We start from the raw sequence: 13,093 nt of genomic DNA on the forward strand, positions 1-13,093 counted from the left end.
AAGAAGCGCTGCGCGGCATAGGTCTTACCACGAGACGGCGTGACAACGTCTTGTCACTTGTCACCTGTCACTTGTCACCCTTAAGTCGCCGCGCCAGACGGTCTCTTCCGAGTGCGCGACGCCGAGGTGATCCATCACCCGGTAAACAAAATGGTCGGCCATCGCGTTGATGTCCGCCGGTCGGTGATAAAACGCCGGCATCGCCGGCACGATCATCGCGCCCGCCTGCCGCAGCCGCAGCATATTCTCAAGGTGAATGGTCGAAAGCGGCGTCTCGCGCGGCACGATGACCAGGCGGCGGCCTTCTTTCAAACAGACATCGGCGGCGCGGTGCAGCAGGTTGCGCGCCGCGCCCGACGCCAGCACGCCGAGCGTTGAAGCCGAGCAAGGAATAATCGCCATCGCGTCCACCGGGTATGATCCCGAAGCGATGGCCGCGCCGATGTCGCCCGCGTGAAAGAAGACGGTTTTCGCAGACGGGCGGCCCGTCAACTGAGCAATCATCTGCTCGGTGTCGGCGGTCGCCTGAATGTCCAATTCGTCGGCCATCACGCGCCGCGCCGGGCCGCTGATGACTAGATTGATCTGCCGCACTTCGGGGCTGGCTTCGAGCTGCATCATCAACCGCTGCGCGTAGATGACGCCGCTCGCGCCGCTGATTCCTACGGTTATGCTTTTCACCTCTCGTATTGTAGCGGCGCGTCTGCGGGGCATCAAGAAACGGCTATGGCTTATCCAGCTCTTTGACGCCTGCGCCGGCGAGCCGGAATTTCTCTGACCAGTTGATCCGCGCGGTCATCTGCATGACGACAAAGAGCGTGCTGATGACGCCGATGGCGACTGCCAGGCCGGTGAAGCCTTCAAAGAAAAAGGCGTAGGAGAAGCCGATCAGGTAGACCGTCTGCGCCAGCGCCGTTTCGAAGAACGCGAAGCGGTTGCCGACCACCAGCCGCATGTACGACACCACCAGAATCAGCGACACCATCGAGCAGATGACAAACGCCGCATGGATCGAGATGTGATCGACGAGATAGGCCAGCAACAGGTGGAAGGCGAAGAACGAAGCGGCGAGGAAGAAGTAATTCATCGGGTGCAGCTCGATCTTCTTCAGCACCGAGATGATGAAGATCAGAAAGAAGAAAAAGCCCAGCGAGACGGGCGCAAAAAACGAGATGCGCGCCGCCATCGGGCCGGGATTGATCTTCTGCGGCATCTCGACGCCGATGCCATTGCCGGAGATCAGATCGGCGTAGTTCCAGGTCAGCTCCCAACCGCCGCCGGCGCGCTCCTTGGTCGTCGGCGACAGGGTCATCTGCGGGAAGTCGTAGCGGTCGAAGTTCTCTGTGACCGCGACCATCTGAAAGTTGCGCACCTCGGTGATGCCGTCGCCGAAGCGATAGACGAAGCGGTCGAGCCCCTGTGTCAGGTAAGTGACAAACAACTCGTGGCGCGCTTTCGGCTCGCAGATGATGCGGGCGACGACGACATCGTTCTTGCCGCGCGTGAAAGGCACGGGGCTGCCGTCCATTTCAAATTTGAATTCGTCATACTGGCCGTTGGCCGACGGGAAAGTGAAACTGACGACCATCTCGCCGCGCTTGTCCTGCGGGTTCTCGAAGACATAGCGGCCCGCGAAGTGAACGCGATAGGTCGAATACCACAGCAGCCCCTTCTGTCGCTGGTCCAGCTCAAAGCGCGTGCGGATGTTGTTCTGGGTGATGGGCAGGTCGGACTCTTCGGTCGTCGTCGTTTGATTGACCATGCGCTGATGCGTCATGGGGTTAGTAACTTCGGTGTCGGTCTTACGCTCGACGCTGAGCCGCGCCGAGGGGGCGCGCTGTTCGAGCGGCGTGCCCCACAACTGGCTGACTTCGCGCTTGATCGAATCGTCCTGATTGCCTGTGCGGTAGGTGATCGTGCCGGCGAGAAAGACCCAGCCGGCGACGGCGACGAGGTAGAAGACGACGATGGCGGTGATCCTGTGAACCATGAGATGCCTCCTGGTGAACGAGTTTTTCGCCGGTCGAATGCAGGCGACCGGTGCTTGTCAGGCGGCTCTGATGCCGACAGGCGCGGGCGGGATGTTTTGCAGGGGATGAGAGGACGTGAGCAATGCGTGAGAGATTGGTGAGTCAGCCGGCAACGCTTACCGCGCCGGCGATTGCGCATCTGCGGGTTGTGAGGCGATAAATGAACTATGCGGAAAAGCCGTGGCCGGTTCATTCGCGCTTCAGAGATCGGCGAGTATGCCTATTGCGCCCGCGCCTGGCGGCTCAGGCTCGACGGCCATCACCCGACCGCGGGCGGCAAGGCGCGCGCCGCGGGCGAGGCATGGCACCGCGAGCATGGCCGGGCGGTGCGGCGGGTGCGGCGGCTGAAAGCGTGGTCCTTGCTCTTGTTCGTCGTCGCGCTGACGATTGCCGTCGTGATCGTCTTCAGGTGGTTCGCATGATCTGGCTGCTGGTTGCTTTCGCGATTTGCATAGCGCTCGCCGCGACGATTGACCGCGTGGCGCATCGCGCGGCCTCGCAGACCGGATTGCCTGAAGGCAAGCTTATCTATAGCGACACGGGATTCGTCAGCGGCAAGCTCGGCCCGGCGACGACCGACGAATACGGGCGCAAGGTCGAACGTCCGCTGGTCTCGGAACGCTTCGGCTTGATCGGCAGGCCCGACTATCTGGTGGACACAGGCGATGGCATCATCCCGGTCGAGGTCAAATCGGCGCGTCTGCCCGCAAGCGGCCAGCCCTATGACTCACATATCTTACAGCTCGCCGCCTACTGTTTGCTGGTCGAAGACCTGCTCGACCCGGAGATTGATTGCGGCATCATTCGCTACCGCGACGCCGAGGTCAGGGTGGATTACACGCCGCAGTTGCGCGTCGTGTTGCTCGACGTGATCGATGATATGCGCGCGGCGCGGCTCGCCGCCGATGTGCATCGCAGCCATGACGAGAGCGGGCGCTGTGCCGGTTGCCGTATGCGAGAGGTGTGTGATGAGGCGCTCGTCTGAGCGGCTTCAACTTCAGCCGGCGTGTTTTGCGTCAAGCAAAAGCCCGACGCTCCAAGGCATCAGGCGGCTTCCATAACTTGGACGGCGGCAATAATCTCCGGGCCTTTATCCGCAATGATGGCCGATTCCAGATCCGGCTTTTGCAAGTGATCGTTAGACACGCAAACCCAGACGGCGAATTTCCTGCCGTCGCGCCGCACATCGAGATGGACATAAATAAGGTCAGCGTCGGTATCCGGGTTGCCGATCATGCAGCCATTGGCCATCGGCACATTGGCATCGGTCGTCACCACCGGCCTGCCGTCGGGCGACCGCGACAGCGAGATTTCATAACCTTCGAATAATTCAGCCATAAGACAAATCCAAATAATCCGTTGACGCGCTCAAGCCGCGTCGCGCACCCACCGGCGTCCTTCTTACATTAGATGCCGCCGCGCTACGGATATGCAAGCCTGAGCGGCTTTGCCGACGCGCCGCTTTTGACCGGCTGCCGCTTTTGCACTATATTAGCGGCGAAAAATATTCCGATCACCGCCAGGTCCGAAGGTAGAGATTTTCTTTCACGAACGAAGCAACACCTGGCGCGCCCATGCACACGAGATGACTTCTGGCCGCTATACCATCGTCGGTTTAGGCGAGATCGTTTGGGATTTGCTGCCTGCGGGGCCGCGGCTCGGCGGCGCGCCGGCCAATTTCGCCTATTTCGCCAGCCTGCTGGGCAATCACGCCGTCGTTGCCAGCCGCGTCGGCAGCGACGAGCTTGGACATAAAACGCTGCAACGCCTGCACCAATCGGGCTTGCCGACCGTTTATGTTCAGCGCGATGACACGCGCCCGACCGGCACCGTGCGGGTGCGCGTCGATGAACAGGGGCAGCCGGATTTCACGATCACCGAAATGGCGGCATGGGACTTTTTGGAGTTCACGCCACAATGGCAGGCGCTGGCCGTCGACGCCGACGCTGTCTGTTTTGGCGCGCTGGCGCAGCGTTCGACGGCGTCACGCGAAACGATTCGCAAGTTTTTAAGCGCCACCCGCAAGGATGCCTTGCGGGTGTTCGATGTCAACCTGCGGCAATCGTTCTACTCGGCAGAGGTTCTCGGCGATTCGCTGCGGCAGGCAAGAGTCGTCAAGCTCAACCATCTGGAATTGCCCATCGTCGCGGCGATGTTCGATCTTGCGGGCGATACGGATGAAGCGCGGGCGCGGGCCTTGCTGCGCGCTTACTCGCTTGAGATGGTCTGCGTGACGCGCGGCGCGCACGGAAGCCTTCTGGTCAACGCCGCCGAGGCCGTCAGCCACGCGGGGATTCCGGTGACGACCGCCGACGCCATCGGCGCGGGCGACGCGTTCACGGCGGCGCTCGCGCATCATTACTTGCGCGGCGCGCGGCTAGCCGAGATCGGTCGGGCCGCCAACCTGCTGGGCGCATGGGTCGCCTCGCAGGTCGGCGCAACGCCTACGGTCGAGGCGGCGATCTTGCGGCAAGTCATCGAAGGCGCGGAGGTCTCTTAAATCATAATGCTCATGGGCACGCGCCCGAAGCGCGCCAGAGCTGAACCGTTGGTGACAACGACTGCGTGAGAGATGAACGGTTGCTGATCTTGCTCAGAGGTTTTCCGGCTCAGTATAGTTTTAAGCATATGAGCAGTGGACCATCGAACCTTGATCGCCGGCAGCAGGTTGAATCGATTCTCCGAGCGGCGCTCAGGCGAGCGCCGCGCGAGCGCACCGCGTTTGTCGCCGAGGCATGCGCCGGCGACCTGGCGCTCAGGCGCGAAGTCGAAGCCCGGCTCGCTCCCTCGCAGCCCACAGAGGTCCGCACAGACTTACCGACGGTCGAAGCGCCCACCGTTGAAGCGGCGACCGGCGCGCTAGCTGAAGCCGCCACCATCGGCTTGTCCGGCGACGAGCAGGCCGAGATGTTTCGGCTCTCGAACATCGGCCCTTATCAAGTCATTCGCAAAATCGGCGAAGGCGGCATGGGCGCGGTCTACCTGGCCGAGCGTGCCGACGCGCAGTACAAAAAGCAGGTTGCCATCAAACTGGTCAGGCGCGGCATGGCCAGCAGCTTCATCGTCCGCCGCTTCCGCAATGAGCGGCAGATTCTCGCCGCGCTCGATCACCCGAACATTGCGCGACTCTTAGACGGCGGCGCGACCGAAGACGGCTTGCCCTACTTCGTCATGGAGTACATCGAAGGCCAGCCCATCACCGACTACGCCGACGCTCGCAAACTCGCGACTGCCGAACGGCTGAAGCTCTTTCGCAAGGTCTGCGCCGCGGTTCACTACGCTCATCAAAAGCTCGTCGTTCACCGTGACATTAAGCCGTCGAACATCCTGGTGACCGCCGACGGCGAGCCGAAGCTGGTTGATTTCGGCATCGCCAAGCTGCTCGACCCGACGCAGAGCGAGGGCCTGATTGATACGGGCGCGACCGGCCACGGCATGATGACGCCGGAATACGCCAGCCCCGAGCAGGCGCGCGGCGAGCCGATCACCATCTCCACAGACATCTATTCGCTCGGCGTCGTGCTGTACCAGTTGCTCACCGGGCGGCGTCCTTATCGAATCAAGAGCCGCTCGCCGCAAGATATCGTCCGGGCCATCTGCGAACAGGAGCCGTTCAGGCCCAGCACAGCGGTGGCCGACGGGCCGCGCGGCGAAGCCTTGGCGACCGAGCTGCAACAGCAAGCGGAAACGGTCAGCACAGAGGCTCAGGACAACTCGCGACCGCCAACCCGCGCGCCGCGCTCGAAAGCCCTGAGTCGTAGGCTGCGCGGCGACCTCGACAACATCGTGCTGATGGCCATGCGCAAGGAGCCTGAGCGGCGTTACGCCTCGGTCGAGCAGTTCGCCAGCGACATTCAACGCCACCTCGACGGCTTGCCGGTGATCGCGCGCACAGACACCTTCACTTACCGCGCCGGCAAGTTCGTCGCGCGCCACAAAGCCGGCGTCGTTGCGGCGCTGTTGATCCTGCTGATGCTGAGTGGCGGGCTGCTGGCCATCAATCGTCAACGGGCGCGCGCCGAGCGCCGCTTCAACGACGTTCGGCGGCTCGCCAACTCGTTCATGTTCGAGATCCACGACCGCATCGAGCCGCTGCCGGGCTCGACCCCTGTGCGCGAGCTGCTGGTGACGCGGGCGCTCGAATACCTCGACAGCCTTGCCACAGAGGCCGCCGGCGATGCGCAGTTGCAGCGCGAGCTGGCGAAGGCTTATCAAAAAGTCGGCGACGTGCAGGGCTACCCATTCGAATCGAACCTCGGCGACACACAGGGGGCGCTCGACAGTTATCGCAAGGCGCTGGCCATCAGCGAGGCGCTGGTCAAAGATCACCCGAACGACATCCAGATGCAGCGCGACTTGCTGGTCAGTTACGAGCGCATCGGCGATGTGCTGCTGGCGACCGGCGATACGACGGGCGCGCTCGAACATCAACGCAAGGCGCTGTCGATCTCGCAACCCATCGCCGCCGCGCGCGCAGACGATGGCGAGTGGCGGCGCACGGCGATGATCGGTTATTTGAAGGTTGGGCAGGTGCTGGCGCAGACCGGCGAGAATACTGCTGCGCTCGATCATTTTCGCAAGGCGCTTGAGCTGGCCGAGAAGTCTGTCGAAGCCGAGCCTTCGGCGCGGGCGCGCGGCGACCTGGCGTTGATGCGCAACAAGGTCGCGGACATGCTGATGGCCGGCGGCGACGCGGCGGACGCGCTTGAGCATTACCGCAAAGGGCTGGCGATTCGCGAGGCGCTTGCCGCCGAAGACCCGTCGAGCGCCCCGGCCCGCCGCGCCGTCGCCGCCAGCAACGAAAAAATCGCCGACACGCTGGCTTCGATGGGCAACATTAGCGAAGCGCTCGGCTATCAGCGTAAGACGCTCGCATCGGACGAAGCCCTGGCCGCCGCCGACCCGGCCAATGTGGATGCGCAATTCGATCTCGGCATCGGCTATGACAACATCGCCGAGCTGTTGGCGCGTTCGGGCGACCGCCGCGCCGCGCTCGATCATTATCATAAAGGGCTGGCGATCCTCGAAAAGATTTCCGGCGCGAACCCGGACAACGCCGAGATGAAAAGTTATCTGGCCGACGGCTTGATTAAGTTCGGCAAAGTGCAGGCGGCGGGTGACGAGATGGCGGCGGCGATTGACAGCATCGAGCGCGGGCGGCTGATCCTTGAAGGGCTGTCATCAGAAGATGCGGCGAACGTCGAAGCGCGGACGGCGCTCGCCGACGCCTATCTGGTGCTGGGCGACGTACAGGCGCGGCTGGCGGCAAGTCGCAAGTCGGCGGCGCACTGGCGCGCGGCGCGCTCGTCGTACAGTCAGGGTCAAACGATTTACAACGACCTGCGCAGCCGCAATCTCTTGCAGGGCGACAGCTCAGACAAGCCTGATGAGTTAACCCGCAAGCTCGCCGAGTGCGACGCGGCGCTGGCTGGCAGAGGCAATTAAGCAGCAGCGCGTCAGCGAACAGTCTTTAGAAAGCAGAGGGGATTGAGCCTGAGGTCTTACTTCGATTCCACCGGCTTATCGTTCAAGACGCTCTCAACCACTTTAATCAGCTCATCCGGCTTTGCCAGGCCGAAAGCTTTTTTCCAGAGCCCCGTCCGCAGGTTGCCGATAATGACGATGCTGGTGTGATCGTTTTTCTCTTCGACGAACTGCCCAAGCTTGTGCAGCGCGAATTCGACATTCTCTTTTTTGCCGGAGAGGAAGTACCAGCCGGGCCGCGCGCCGAACTTCTGCGCGTAGTCTTTCAGGCGCGGCGGCGTGTCGGTCAGCGGGTCAACGCTGATTGAAAGCATCTGCACCTCTTTGCCGAGGCGGTCGCCCAGCCAGTTCTGCACCTTACTCAGATTAGCGGTCATCGGCGGGCAGATGCTGGTGCAGGTGGTAAAGAAAGCGTTGATGATGACCACACGGTCTTTCATCAGATCGCTGTACAGGCGCATGGGCTTGCCGTCCTGATTGACCAGCTCGACATCGGTAAAGTAATTCTGCGCCGCCGTGCCCTGCGCGGTCGCAGAGTTGCCGGCTTGCGCGGCGCAACGAGTAGCCAGCGCGCCAGCGCCGATAATGAAAACCGCCAGCGCCGCTGCCGACGACCTGCCTATCTTTCTTGACCGTGTGCTCATCTATTGATCCGCCTTATCCGTATTGAGCTGCCATCATACGGCGCTTTGTTTCGACTGTCGAGGCACGCCGCTAATGCTCTTCTCCGCCCGCGGGGTCGTCGCCTTCTTCGCGGCCACGGGTCGGGCCAAAGTGATATTGCGTTTCGTCGGCATCCGCGGGGCGGCTCGCCTGCACCACATCAATATAGCGACCGAGCAGGGCGCGCATCTCTGCGGCGCGCTCAGGCTGCGCATTATAGAGGTTGCGGACTTCGCCCGGATCGTTTTTCAAATCGAACAGCTCGAAGGCGTAGTAGTCGCGGTTGTAAACCAGCTTGAAGCCGTCCTGAGTGATGACCATGTATTTCTTGCCGTTCGGCACCAGATTCTTTTCCGGCGGCAGGTACGGCGAATCTTCTTCGGTCGTCTGCTCGGCGTAGATGGGCGGGTGCGCCATCGCTTCGCCGCGCAGCAACGGCATCAGGCTGACGCCGGCATAATCTTTCGGGTAATCCAACCCGACGGCGTTTAAGATCGTCGCTCCCAGATCAACCGAGCTGACATAGGCGCTGACGCGGCGCGGCGCGGTGTCCGGCACATAGATAATCATCGGGATGCGCGATTGTTCGTTGTAGAGCTGCGACGAATGCTTGTGAACGCCGCGCTCGCCGAGCGATTCGCCGTGGTCGGCCATAATCACCACCATCGTGTCTTTCATGCGGCCCGCTTGCTCCATCCAGTCGAACAGGCGACCGAGCTGGTGATCGTCGTAAGCAATCTCGCTGTCGTAATGCTCGTTGTCGTTACGGCCAAAGTCGAAGCCTTCGTGAACGCGATACGGGCGGTGCGGGTCTGTGGCGTAGAGATAAGCCGCGAACGGGCGATCCGCCGGCGCTTTGCTTAGAAGATCAATCGCCGTGTCAACCGAGCCGGCGAAGGTGCCGTCCGCGGAGTGCGGCGCGACCGTCATGCCGCGCACGTGGCGCAGCAGGGTGACGATGCGGCGCGGAAAGAGAATCGCATTGTAGTTGTTCTGCGCCAGCACCTCCGTCCAGGTCGGCAACTGCGCGTCCCAGTAAGACGACTGCATGAACTTCGGCAGCGCTTCAAAGGTATTCGGCGCCGGCGTGTAAGCGTTCTCGAAGACCGTGCCGCGCGCCGCCAGCTTATCAAGGTTCGGGCTGGTGTTGCGTGTGTGGCCGTAAGCGCCAAGGCGGTCGGGCCGCAGCGCGTCAATGAAGACGTAGATCACATTCAAGCGCCGCGCCCCGGCTTGCGGCGCAACGTAGTGTGACTCGCGCTCGCGCCGCCATCGCTCAAGCTCTTTGCGCGTCAGGTCGCCGCCGATGCAGTTGTTGTCGGTGCCGTCAGAAACAACTTCCAACTGGCCGGGGTTGATGTCGGCGCGATTGTCATTCAGGTCGCCGCCGCCGAGAATCGCCGAGTAACCGTCGCGGTCAAAATCCACCGCCCACTGAATCAACCGGAAATGCTTTTTCGCCTGCACGGTGCGCGAAAAGATTTGCACCTTGAGATTTTGATTGCGATCAAAGTAGAAGAACGTGAACAGCAGCGCGCCGATAAAGATAACTAGCCCCGTAATCGTCATCAGTCGCCGCGTCGTCGGTCGCAGGCGCGGCCAGACGCTTTGCAAGCGCGGCGAGGTTGAATAAGCCGTGGCCACCAGCGCCATCCCCGCGGCAGTCGCCAGCACGAACATCAATTGATGAAATGAGTGCTCGTAAAGCAGCGGCTCGGTGCGCACGTCGAGGGTGTAAGCGATGCCCACAAACAAGGCGAGCGCCATGAGGTACGCCGCTCTGAGCCAGAACGGAAAGCGTGACGCGGCGTGCGCCAGCCAACTGAGGCTTGCGGCAAAGATGACGAAGGCCAGCAGGATCAGGTAAGAGGTGGCGCGTTCATGGTTGAGCAGCAGAGCGTTCAGGCGCTCGATCTTTTCGGCTTCGCGGATTAAGGACATGGCGAAGCGGTGCGCGTACCATTGCTGGTTGAGCGCGAAGGCGAACACGCCGCAAACGATCAGCGCGGCAATCACTTCGTGCAGCCAACGGATTGCGCCGCGCGCTATCCAGCTTGCGAGTTTCTTTTGTAAGGCAAGGCCAATGCAGAAGGCCGCGCCGACCGCGAGGCCGATCACAGCACCGCTCAAGAGGTTCATGCTGAAGTAGGCGGTGAAGATCAGCCGCTCGCCGAACGACGCGAAGACCGGCGTGAGCTGAACGCTGGTCTCAGCCCACTCCAGCCCCGCGAGCAGCAACGCCGCCACGCCGCCGGCAAGCGTGTAGCGCAACAGTCGCCGCGCGAGTGGCAGCGATTGATTTGCCGCGCTGGCGGCAGGCGAGGGGTTGGCCTGCGGCGCGGCAGAAGGTTTCGAGGTGGACATCCCTACTCCTCTGGGTTCGAGACTCGCCGCGCATGACGGGAGAAGGCGGCGCGCGTTAAACGTTTAAGCTAACAGAGCGGCAAAACGCTTCACAAGTTCATCAAAGAAAAACACAGAGACACAGAGACACGGAGGCACGGAGTCCTCTCTGTGTACCTCTGTGCCTCTGTGTCTCTGTGTTTATCTCATCTTTTTGACTGTCGAGAAGGGAATGGCCGTAAAGTCACTTGAGCGATTGCGCCATTCGACCTGTTAGTTTTGCCAGTAGTCACCCGCCCGCTTCAAACCTAAAATCCGCATGTCCATGCGTGGTATTCACGTGCCCACTGCCGCGCAAATCAAGTGACGCTTGGCATTTGGTTGTCTATCCAATCCAACCGGTAAAAAACTGCTCACAATGGAGAAATCAGCATGAAACGAATCTTTTTGCTCGTTACCGTTTTGTTTGTTGTGTCGGTATCCGCACGGGCTCAGCACCACCCGCATGTCGAGGTGTGGGGAAGCTATTCGCTCTATGTTGCCGACCTTGACGTTCTCGATAACGAGACGCTGCACGGGTATGGCGCGGGCATCCAGGGGAATCTCAGTAAGTACTTCGGCGGGGTTTTTGAATTTACCAGCAACCATGGCGCTTCCGGGCCGGTGACTATCCAGGTGCCTGGAGCGCTCGTCCTCATCCCGGAGCTGGACACCCGTATCAATACCTTTTTGGGCGGTCCGCGGTTCTCATACCGCCCCAAGGCCGTGACCTTATTCGCGCATGCTCTGTTTGGTGGAGCCGACTCGAAACTGCGAGACGAAAAAGGCGGGAGCGGGTTTAGTGCCAGCAACACGGAGTTCGCGATGGCCTTCGGCGGCGGCATCGACATCAACCTGGGCAAGCATTACGCGATTCGCGCCGCGCAGGTCGATTATTTGTCCATCCACACAGACGTCGACACCAGACTGACCGGCGGCGGCGGCGTTGGCTCGATTTCTTCGTCAACCAGTGACTGGCTTCACAACTATCGTTATCAGGCCGGCTTCGTCTTCAAATTCTAAACACCTGCTGAAAGGCTAAGGATGAGAATGAGCGACTTCGCCGTGGGCTCAAGCAAGCAGGCTCTCGACGACGTTGCCGTGAACGTCGGTCAGACGAAAGTCGCGGCCCTGGAATCGGTAGGTCAGCTTCGTGTGATCGAACCCTAACAGCCGCAGGATGGTGGCGTGCAGGTCATGAACATGAACTTTGTCTTTGGCGACGTTGAAGCCAAGCTCGTCGGTTTCGCCGATGGTGATGCCCGGCTTGATGCCGCCGCCCGCCAGCCACATCGTGAAAGCGTTGGGGTGATGGTCGCGGCCATCGTCGCCCGCCTGCATCATCGGCGTGCGCCCGAACTCGCCGCCCCAGATGACCAGCGTGTCATCGAGCATGCCGCGCTGCTTCAAGTCTTTGATGAGCGCCGCGCACGCCTGATCGGTGTCCTGGCAGTTCTTCTTCAAATCCTTGACCAGCGCGCCGTGCTGATCCCATGCCTCGTGATACAACTGCACAAAGCGCACGCCGCGCTCGACCAGCCGGCGGGCCAGCAGGCAGTTGTTGGCAAACGATGATTTGCCCGGCTCGGCGCCATACATCTCAAGGACGCGCGGCGGCTCTTTGGCGATGTCCATCAAGTCGGGCGCGGCGCTCTGCATGCGAAACGCCATCTCGAACGAGTTGATGCGCGTGCTGATTTCGGGATCGCCGACCGCATCCAGCCGCATCTGGTTCAGGCGGCTCAGGGAATCGAGCGTCGCGCGTTGCAGCCCTGCGTCAACACCGCGCGGGTTTGAAAGATAGAGCACAGGGTCGCCGCCGCTGCGGAACTGCACCCCTTGATAGACGGTCGGCAGAAAGCCGCTGCCCCAACATGAGTTGCCGCCGCTCGGGCCTTTGCTCCCCGAGCTGAAGACGACGAAAGCCGGCAGGTCGCGGCCTTCGCTGCCCAGCCCATACAGCACCCACGCGCCCATGCTCGGTCGCCCGAAGATCATCGAGCCGGTGTTCATCAACAACTGCCCCGGCGCGTGATTGAAGGCGTCGGTGACCATCGATTTGACGATGGCGACATCATCAGCGATCCCTGCCAGATGCGGCAATAGCTCGGAAAGCTCCGCTCCCGATTGTCCATGCCTGGCGAACTTGAATTTCGGGCCGAGCAGCTTTGAGTTGGGATTGATGAAAGCGGCGCGGTAATCCTTCAACAACTCGGGCGGCGGCAGCGTCCCATTGAACTTGGCGAGCTGCGGCTTGTAATCAAACAGGTCGAGGTGGCTGGGCGCGCCGGCCATAAACAGAAAAATGACGTTCTTCGCCTTCGCCGCGAGCGGCGGCTTGCGTGGCGCGAGCGGGTCGGCCTGCGCCGTCACCTGATCGGCGGCCACGCCTGCGCCTCCCATCAGATGACCGAGCGCGATGGCCCCCAGGCCGACGCCACATTGTTCAATGAACCAGCGGCGGCTGATCTGACTGGCGGCTTGCGTTGGTGATGAATCTGGTTTTCTTTTCATGGCGCTCGCTCCGACTTTCG

General features: G+C 61.5%; 11 protein-coding genes. 5 read left to right on the forward strand and 6 right to left on the reverse strand.

Features of this window, described 5'->3' with window-relative positions; genetic code table 11:
- Window positions 1-60: 60 nt before the first annotated feature.
- Together VJ464_10480 and VJ464_10485 are read right to left on the reverse strand one after the other, a co-directional pair.
- Window positions 61-681, reverse strand: coding sequence for a UbiX family flavin prenyltransferase (locus VJ464_10480; protein HKQ05548.1), 621 nt, complete (start codon window positions 679-681; stop codon window positions 61-63).
- Between the two features lie 43 nt (window positions 682-724).
- Window positions 725-1,990, reverse strand: coding sequence for an inner membrane CreD family protein (locus tag VJ464_10485; protein ID HKQ05549.1), 1,266 nt, complete (start codon window positions 1,988-1,990; stop codon window positions 725-727).
- 207 nt (window positions 1,991-2,197) lie between these two features.
- On the opposite strand from VJ464_10485, the gene VJ464_10490 reads away from it, so the two are divergent.
- Both VJ464_10490 and cas4 read left to right on the forward strand, forming a co-directional pair.
- Window positions 2,198-2,452, forward strand: coding sequence for a hypothetical protein (locus VJ464_10490; protein HKQ05550.1), 255 nt, complete (start codon window positions 2,198-2,200; stop codon window positions 2,450-2,452).
- Window positions 2,449-3,015, forward strand: a complete 567-nt coding sequence (gene cas4, locus VJ464_10495; protein ID HKQ05551.1) for a CRISPR-associated protein Cas4 — start codon at window positions 2,449-2,451, stop codon at window positions 3,013-3,015. The genes VJ464_10490 and cas4 overlap by 4 nt, the downstream gene beginning before the upstream one ends.
- A gap of 59 nt (window positions 3,016-3,074) precedes the next feature.
- On the opposite strand, the gene VJ464_10500 is transcribed toward cas4, so the two are convergent.
- Window positions 3,075-3,368: a hypothetical protein gene (locus tag VJ464_10500; GenBank protein ID HKQ05552.1), complete on the reverse strand. Its 294-nt coding sequence runs from the start codon at window positions 3,366-3,368 to the stop codon at window positions 3,075-3,077.
- Between the two features lie 247 nt (window positions 3,369-3,615).
- On the opposite strand from VJ464_10500, the gene VJ464_10505 reads away from it, so the two are divergent.
- Together VJ464_10505 and VJ464_10510 are read left to right on the forward strand one after the other, a co-directional pair.
- Window positions 3,616-4,530, forward strand: coding sequence for a carbohydrate kinase (locus VJ464_10505; GenBank protein ID HKQ05553.1), 915 nt, complete (start codon window positions 3,616-3,618; stop codon window positions 4,528-4,530).
- Window positions 4,531-4,658: 128 nt separating this feature from the next.
- On the forward strand, window positions 4,659-7,475 hold the full coding sequence (locus VJ464_10510) for a protein kinase (protein HKQ05554.1): 2,817 nt from the start codon (window positions 4,659-4,661) through the stop codon (window positions 7,473-7,475).
- 56 nt (window positions 7,476-7,531) lie between these two features.
- On the opposite strand, the gene VJ464_10515 is transcribed toward VJ464_10510, so the two are convergent.
- Together VJ464_10515 and VJ464_10520 are read right to left on the reverse strand one after the other, a co-directional pair.
- Complete coding sequence (locus VJ464_10515; protein HKQ05555.1) at window positions 7,532-8,158, reverse strand: SCO family protein; 627 nt, start codon at window positions 8,156-8,158, stop codon at window positions 7,532-7,534.
- Between the two features lie 70 nt (window positions 8,159-8,228).
- Window positions 8,229-10,541, reverse strand: coding sequence for a sulfatase-like hydrolase/transferase (locus VJ464_10520; protein HKQ05556.1), 2,313 nt, complete (start codon window positions 10,539-10,541; stop codon window positions 8,229-8,231).
- Between the two features lie 411 nt (window positions 10,542-10,952).
- On the opposite strand from VJ464_10520, the gene VJ464_10525 reads away from it, so the two are divergent.
- Window positions 10,953-11,582, forward strand: a complete 630-nt coding sequence (locus tag VJ464_10525; GenBank protein ID HKQ05557.1) for an outer membrane beta-barrel protein — start codon at window positions 10,953-10,955, stop codon at window positions 11,580-11,582.
- Between the two features lie 48 nt (window positions 11,583-11,630).
- Here VJ464_10525 and VJ464_10530 read toward each other — a convergent pair whose 3' ends face one another.
- A complete protein-coding gene (locus VJ464_10530; GenBank protein HKQ05558.1) occupies window positions 11,631-13,073 on the reverse strand; it encodes a DUF1501 domain-containing protein in 1,443 nt (480 codons plus the stop codon).
- Window positions 13,074-13,093 lie beyond the last annotated feature (20 nt).

It is taken from the genome of Blastocatellia bacterium, from assembly GCA_035275065.1.
GTDB lineage: Bacteria > Acidobacteriota > Blastocatellia > UBA7656 > UBA7656 > DATENM01.

What these genes read in the sequence shown, in the direction of transcription:
- VJ464_10485 (HKQ05549.1), bottom strand. Translation starts at nt 1,990, where the DNA reads ATGGTTCACAGGATCACCGCCATCGTCGTCTTCTACCTCGTCGCCGTC.
- VJ464_10490 (HKQ05550.1), top strand. Translation starts at nt 2,198, where the DNA reads ATGCGGAAAAGCCGTGGCCGGTTCATTCGCGCTTCAGAGATCGGCGAG.
- cas4 (HKQ05551.1), top strand. Translation starts at nt 2,449, where the DNA reads ATGATCTGGCTGCTGGTTGCTTTCGCGATTTGCATAGCGCTCGCCGCG.
- VJ464_10500 (HKQ05552.1), bottom strand. Translation starts at nt 3,368, where the DNA reads ATGGCTGAATTATTCGAAGGTTATGAAATCTCGCTGTCGCGGTCGCCC.
- VJ464_10505 (HKQ05553.1), top strand. Translation starts at nt 3,616, where the DNA reads ATGACTTCTGGCCGCTATACCATCGTCGGTTTAGGCGAGATCGTTTGG.
- VJ464_10510 (HKQ05554.1), top strand. Translation starts at nt 4,659, where the DNA reads ATGAGCAGTGGACCATCGAACCTTGATCGCCGGCAGCAGGTTGAATCG.
- VJ464_10515 (HKQ05555.1), bottom strand. Translation starts at nt 8,158, where the DNA reads ATGAGCACACGGTCAAGAAAGATAGGCAGGTCGTCGGCAGCGGCGCTG.
- VJ464_10520 (HKQ05556.1), bottom strand. Translation starts at nt 10,541, where the DNA reads ATGTCCACCTCGAAACCTTCTGCCGCGCCGCAGGCCAACCCCTCGCCT.
- VJ464_10525 (HKQ05557.1), top strand. Translation starts at nt 10,953, where the DNA reads ATGAAACGAATCTTTTTGCTCGTTACCGTTTTGTTTGTTGTGTCGGTA.
- VJ464_10530 (HKQ05558.1), bottom strand. Translation starts at nt 13,073, where the DNA reads ATGAAAAGAAAACCAGATTCATCACCAACGCAAGCCGCCAGTCAGATC.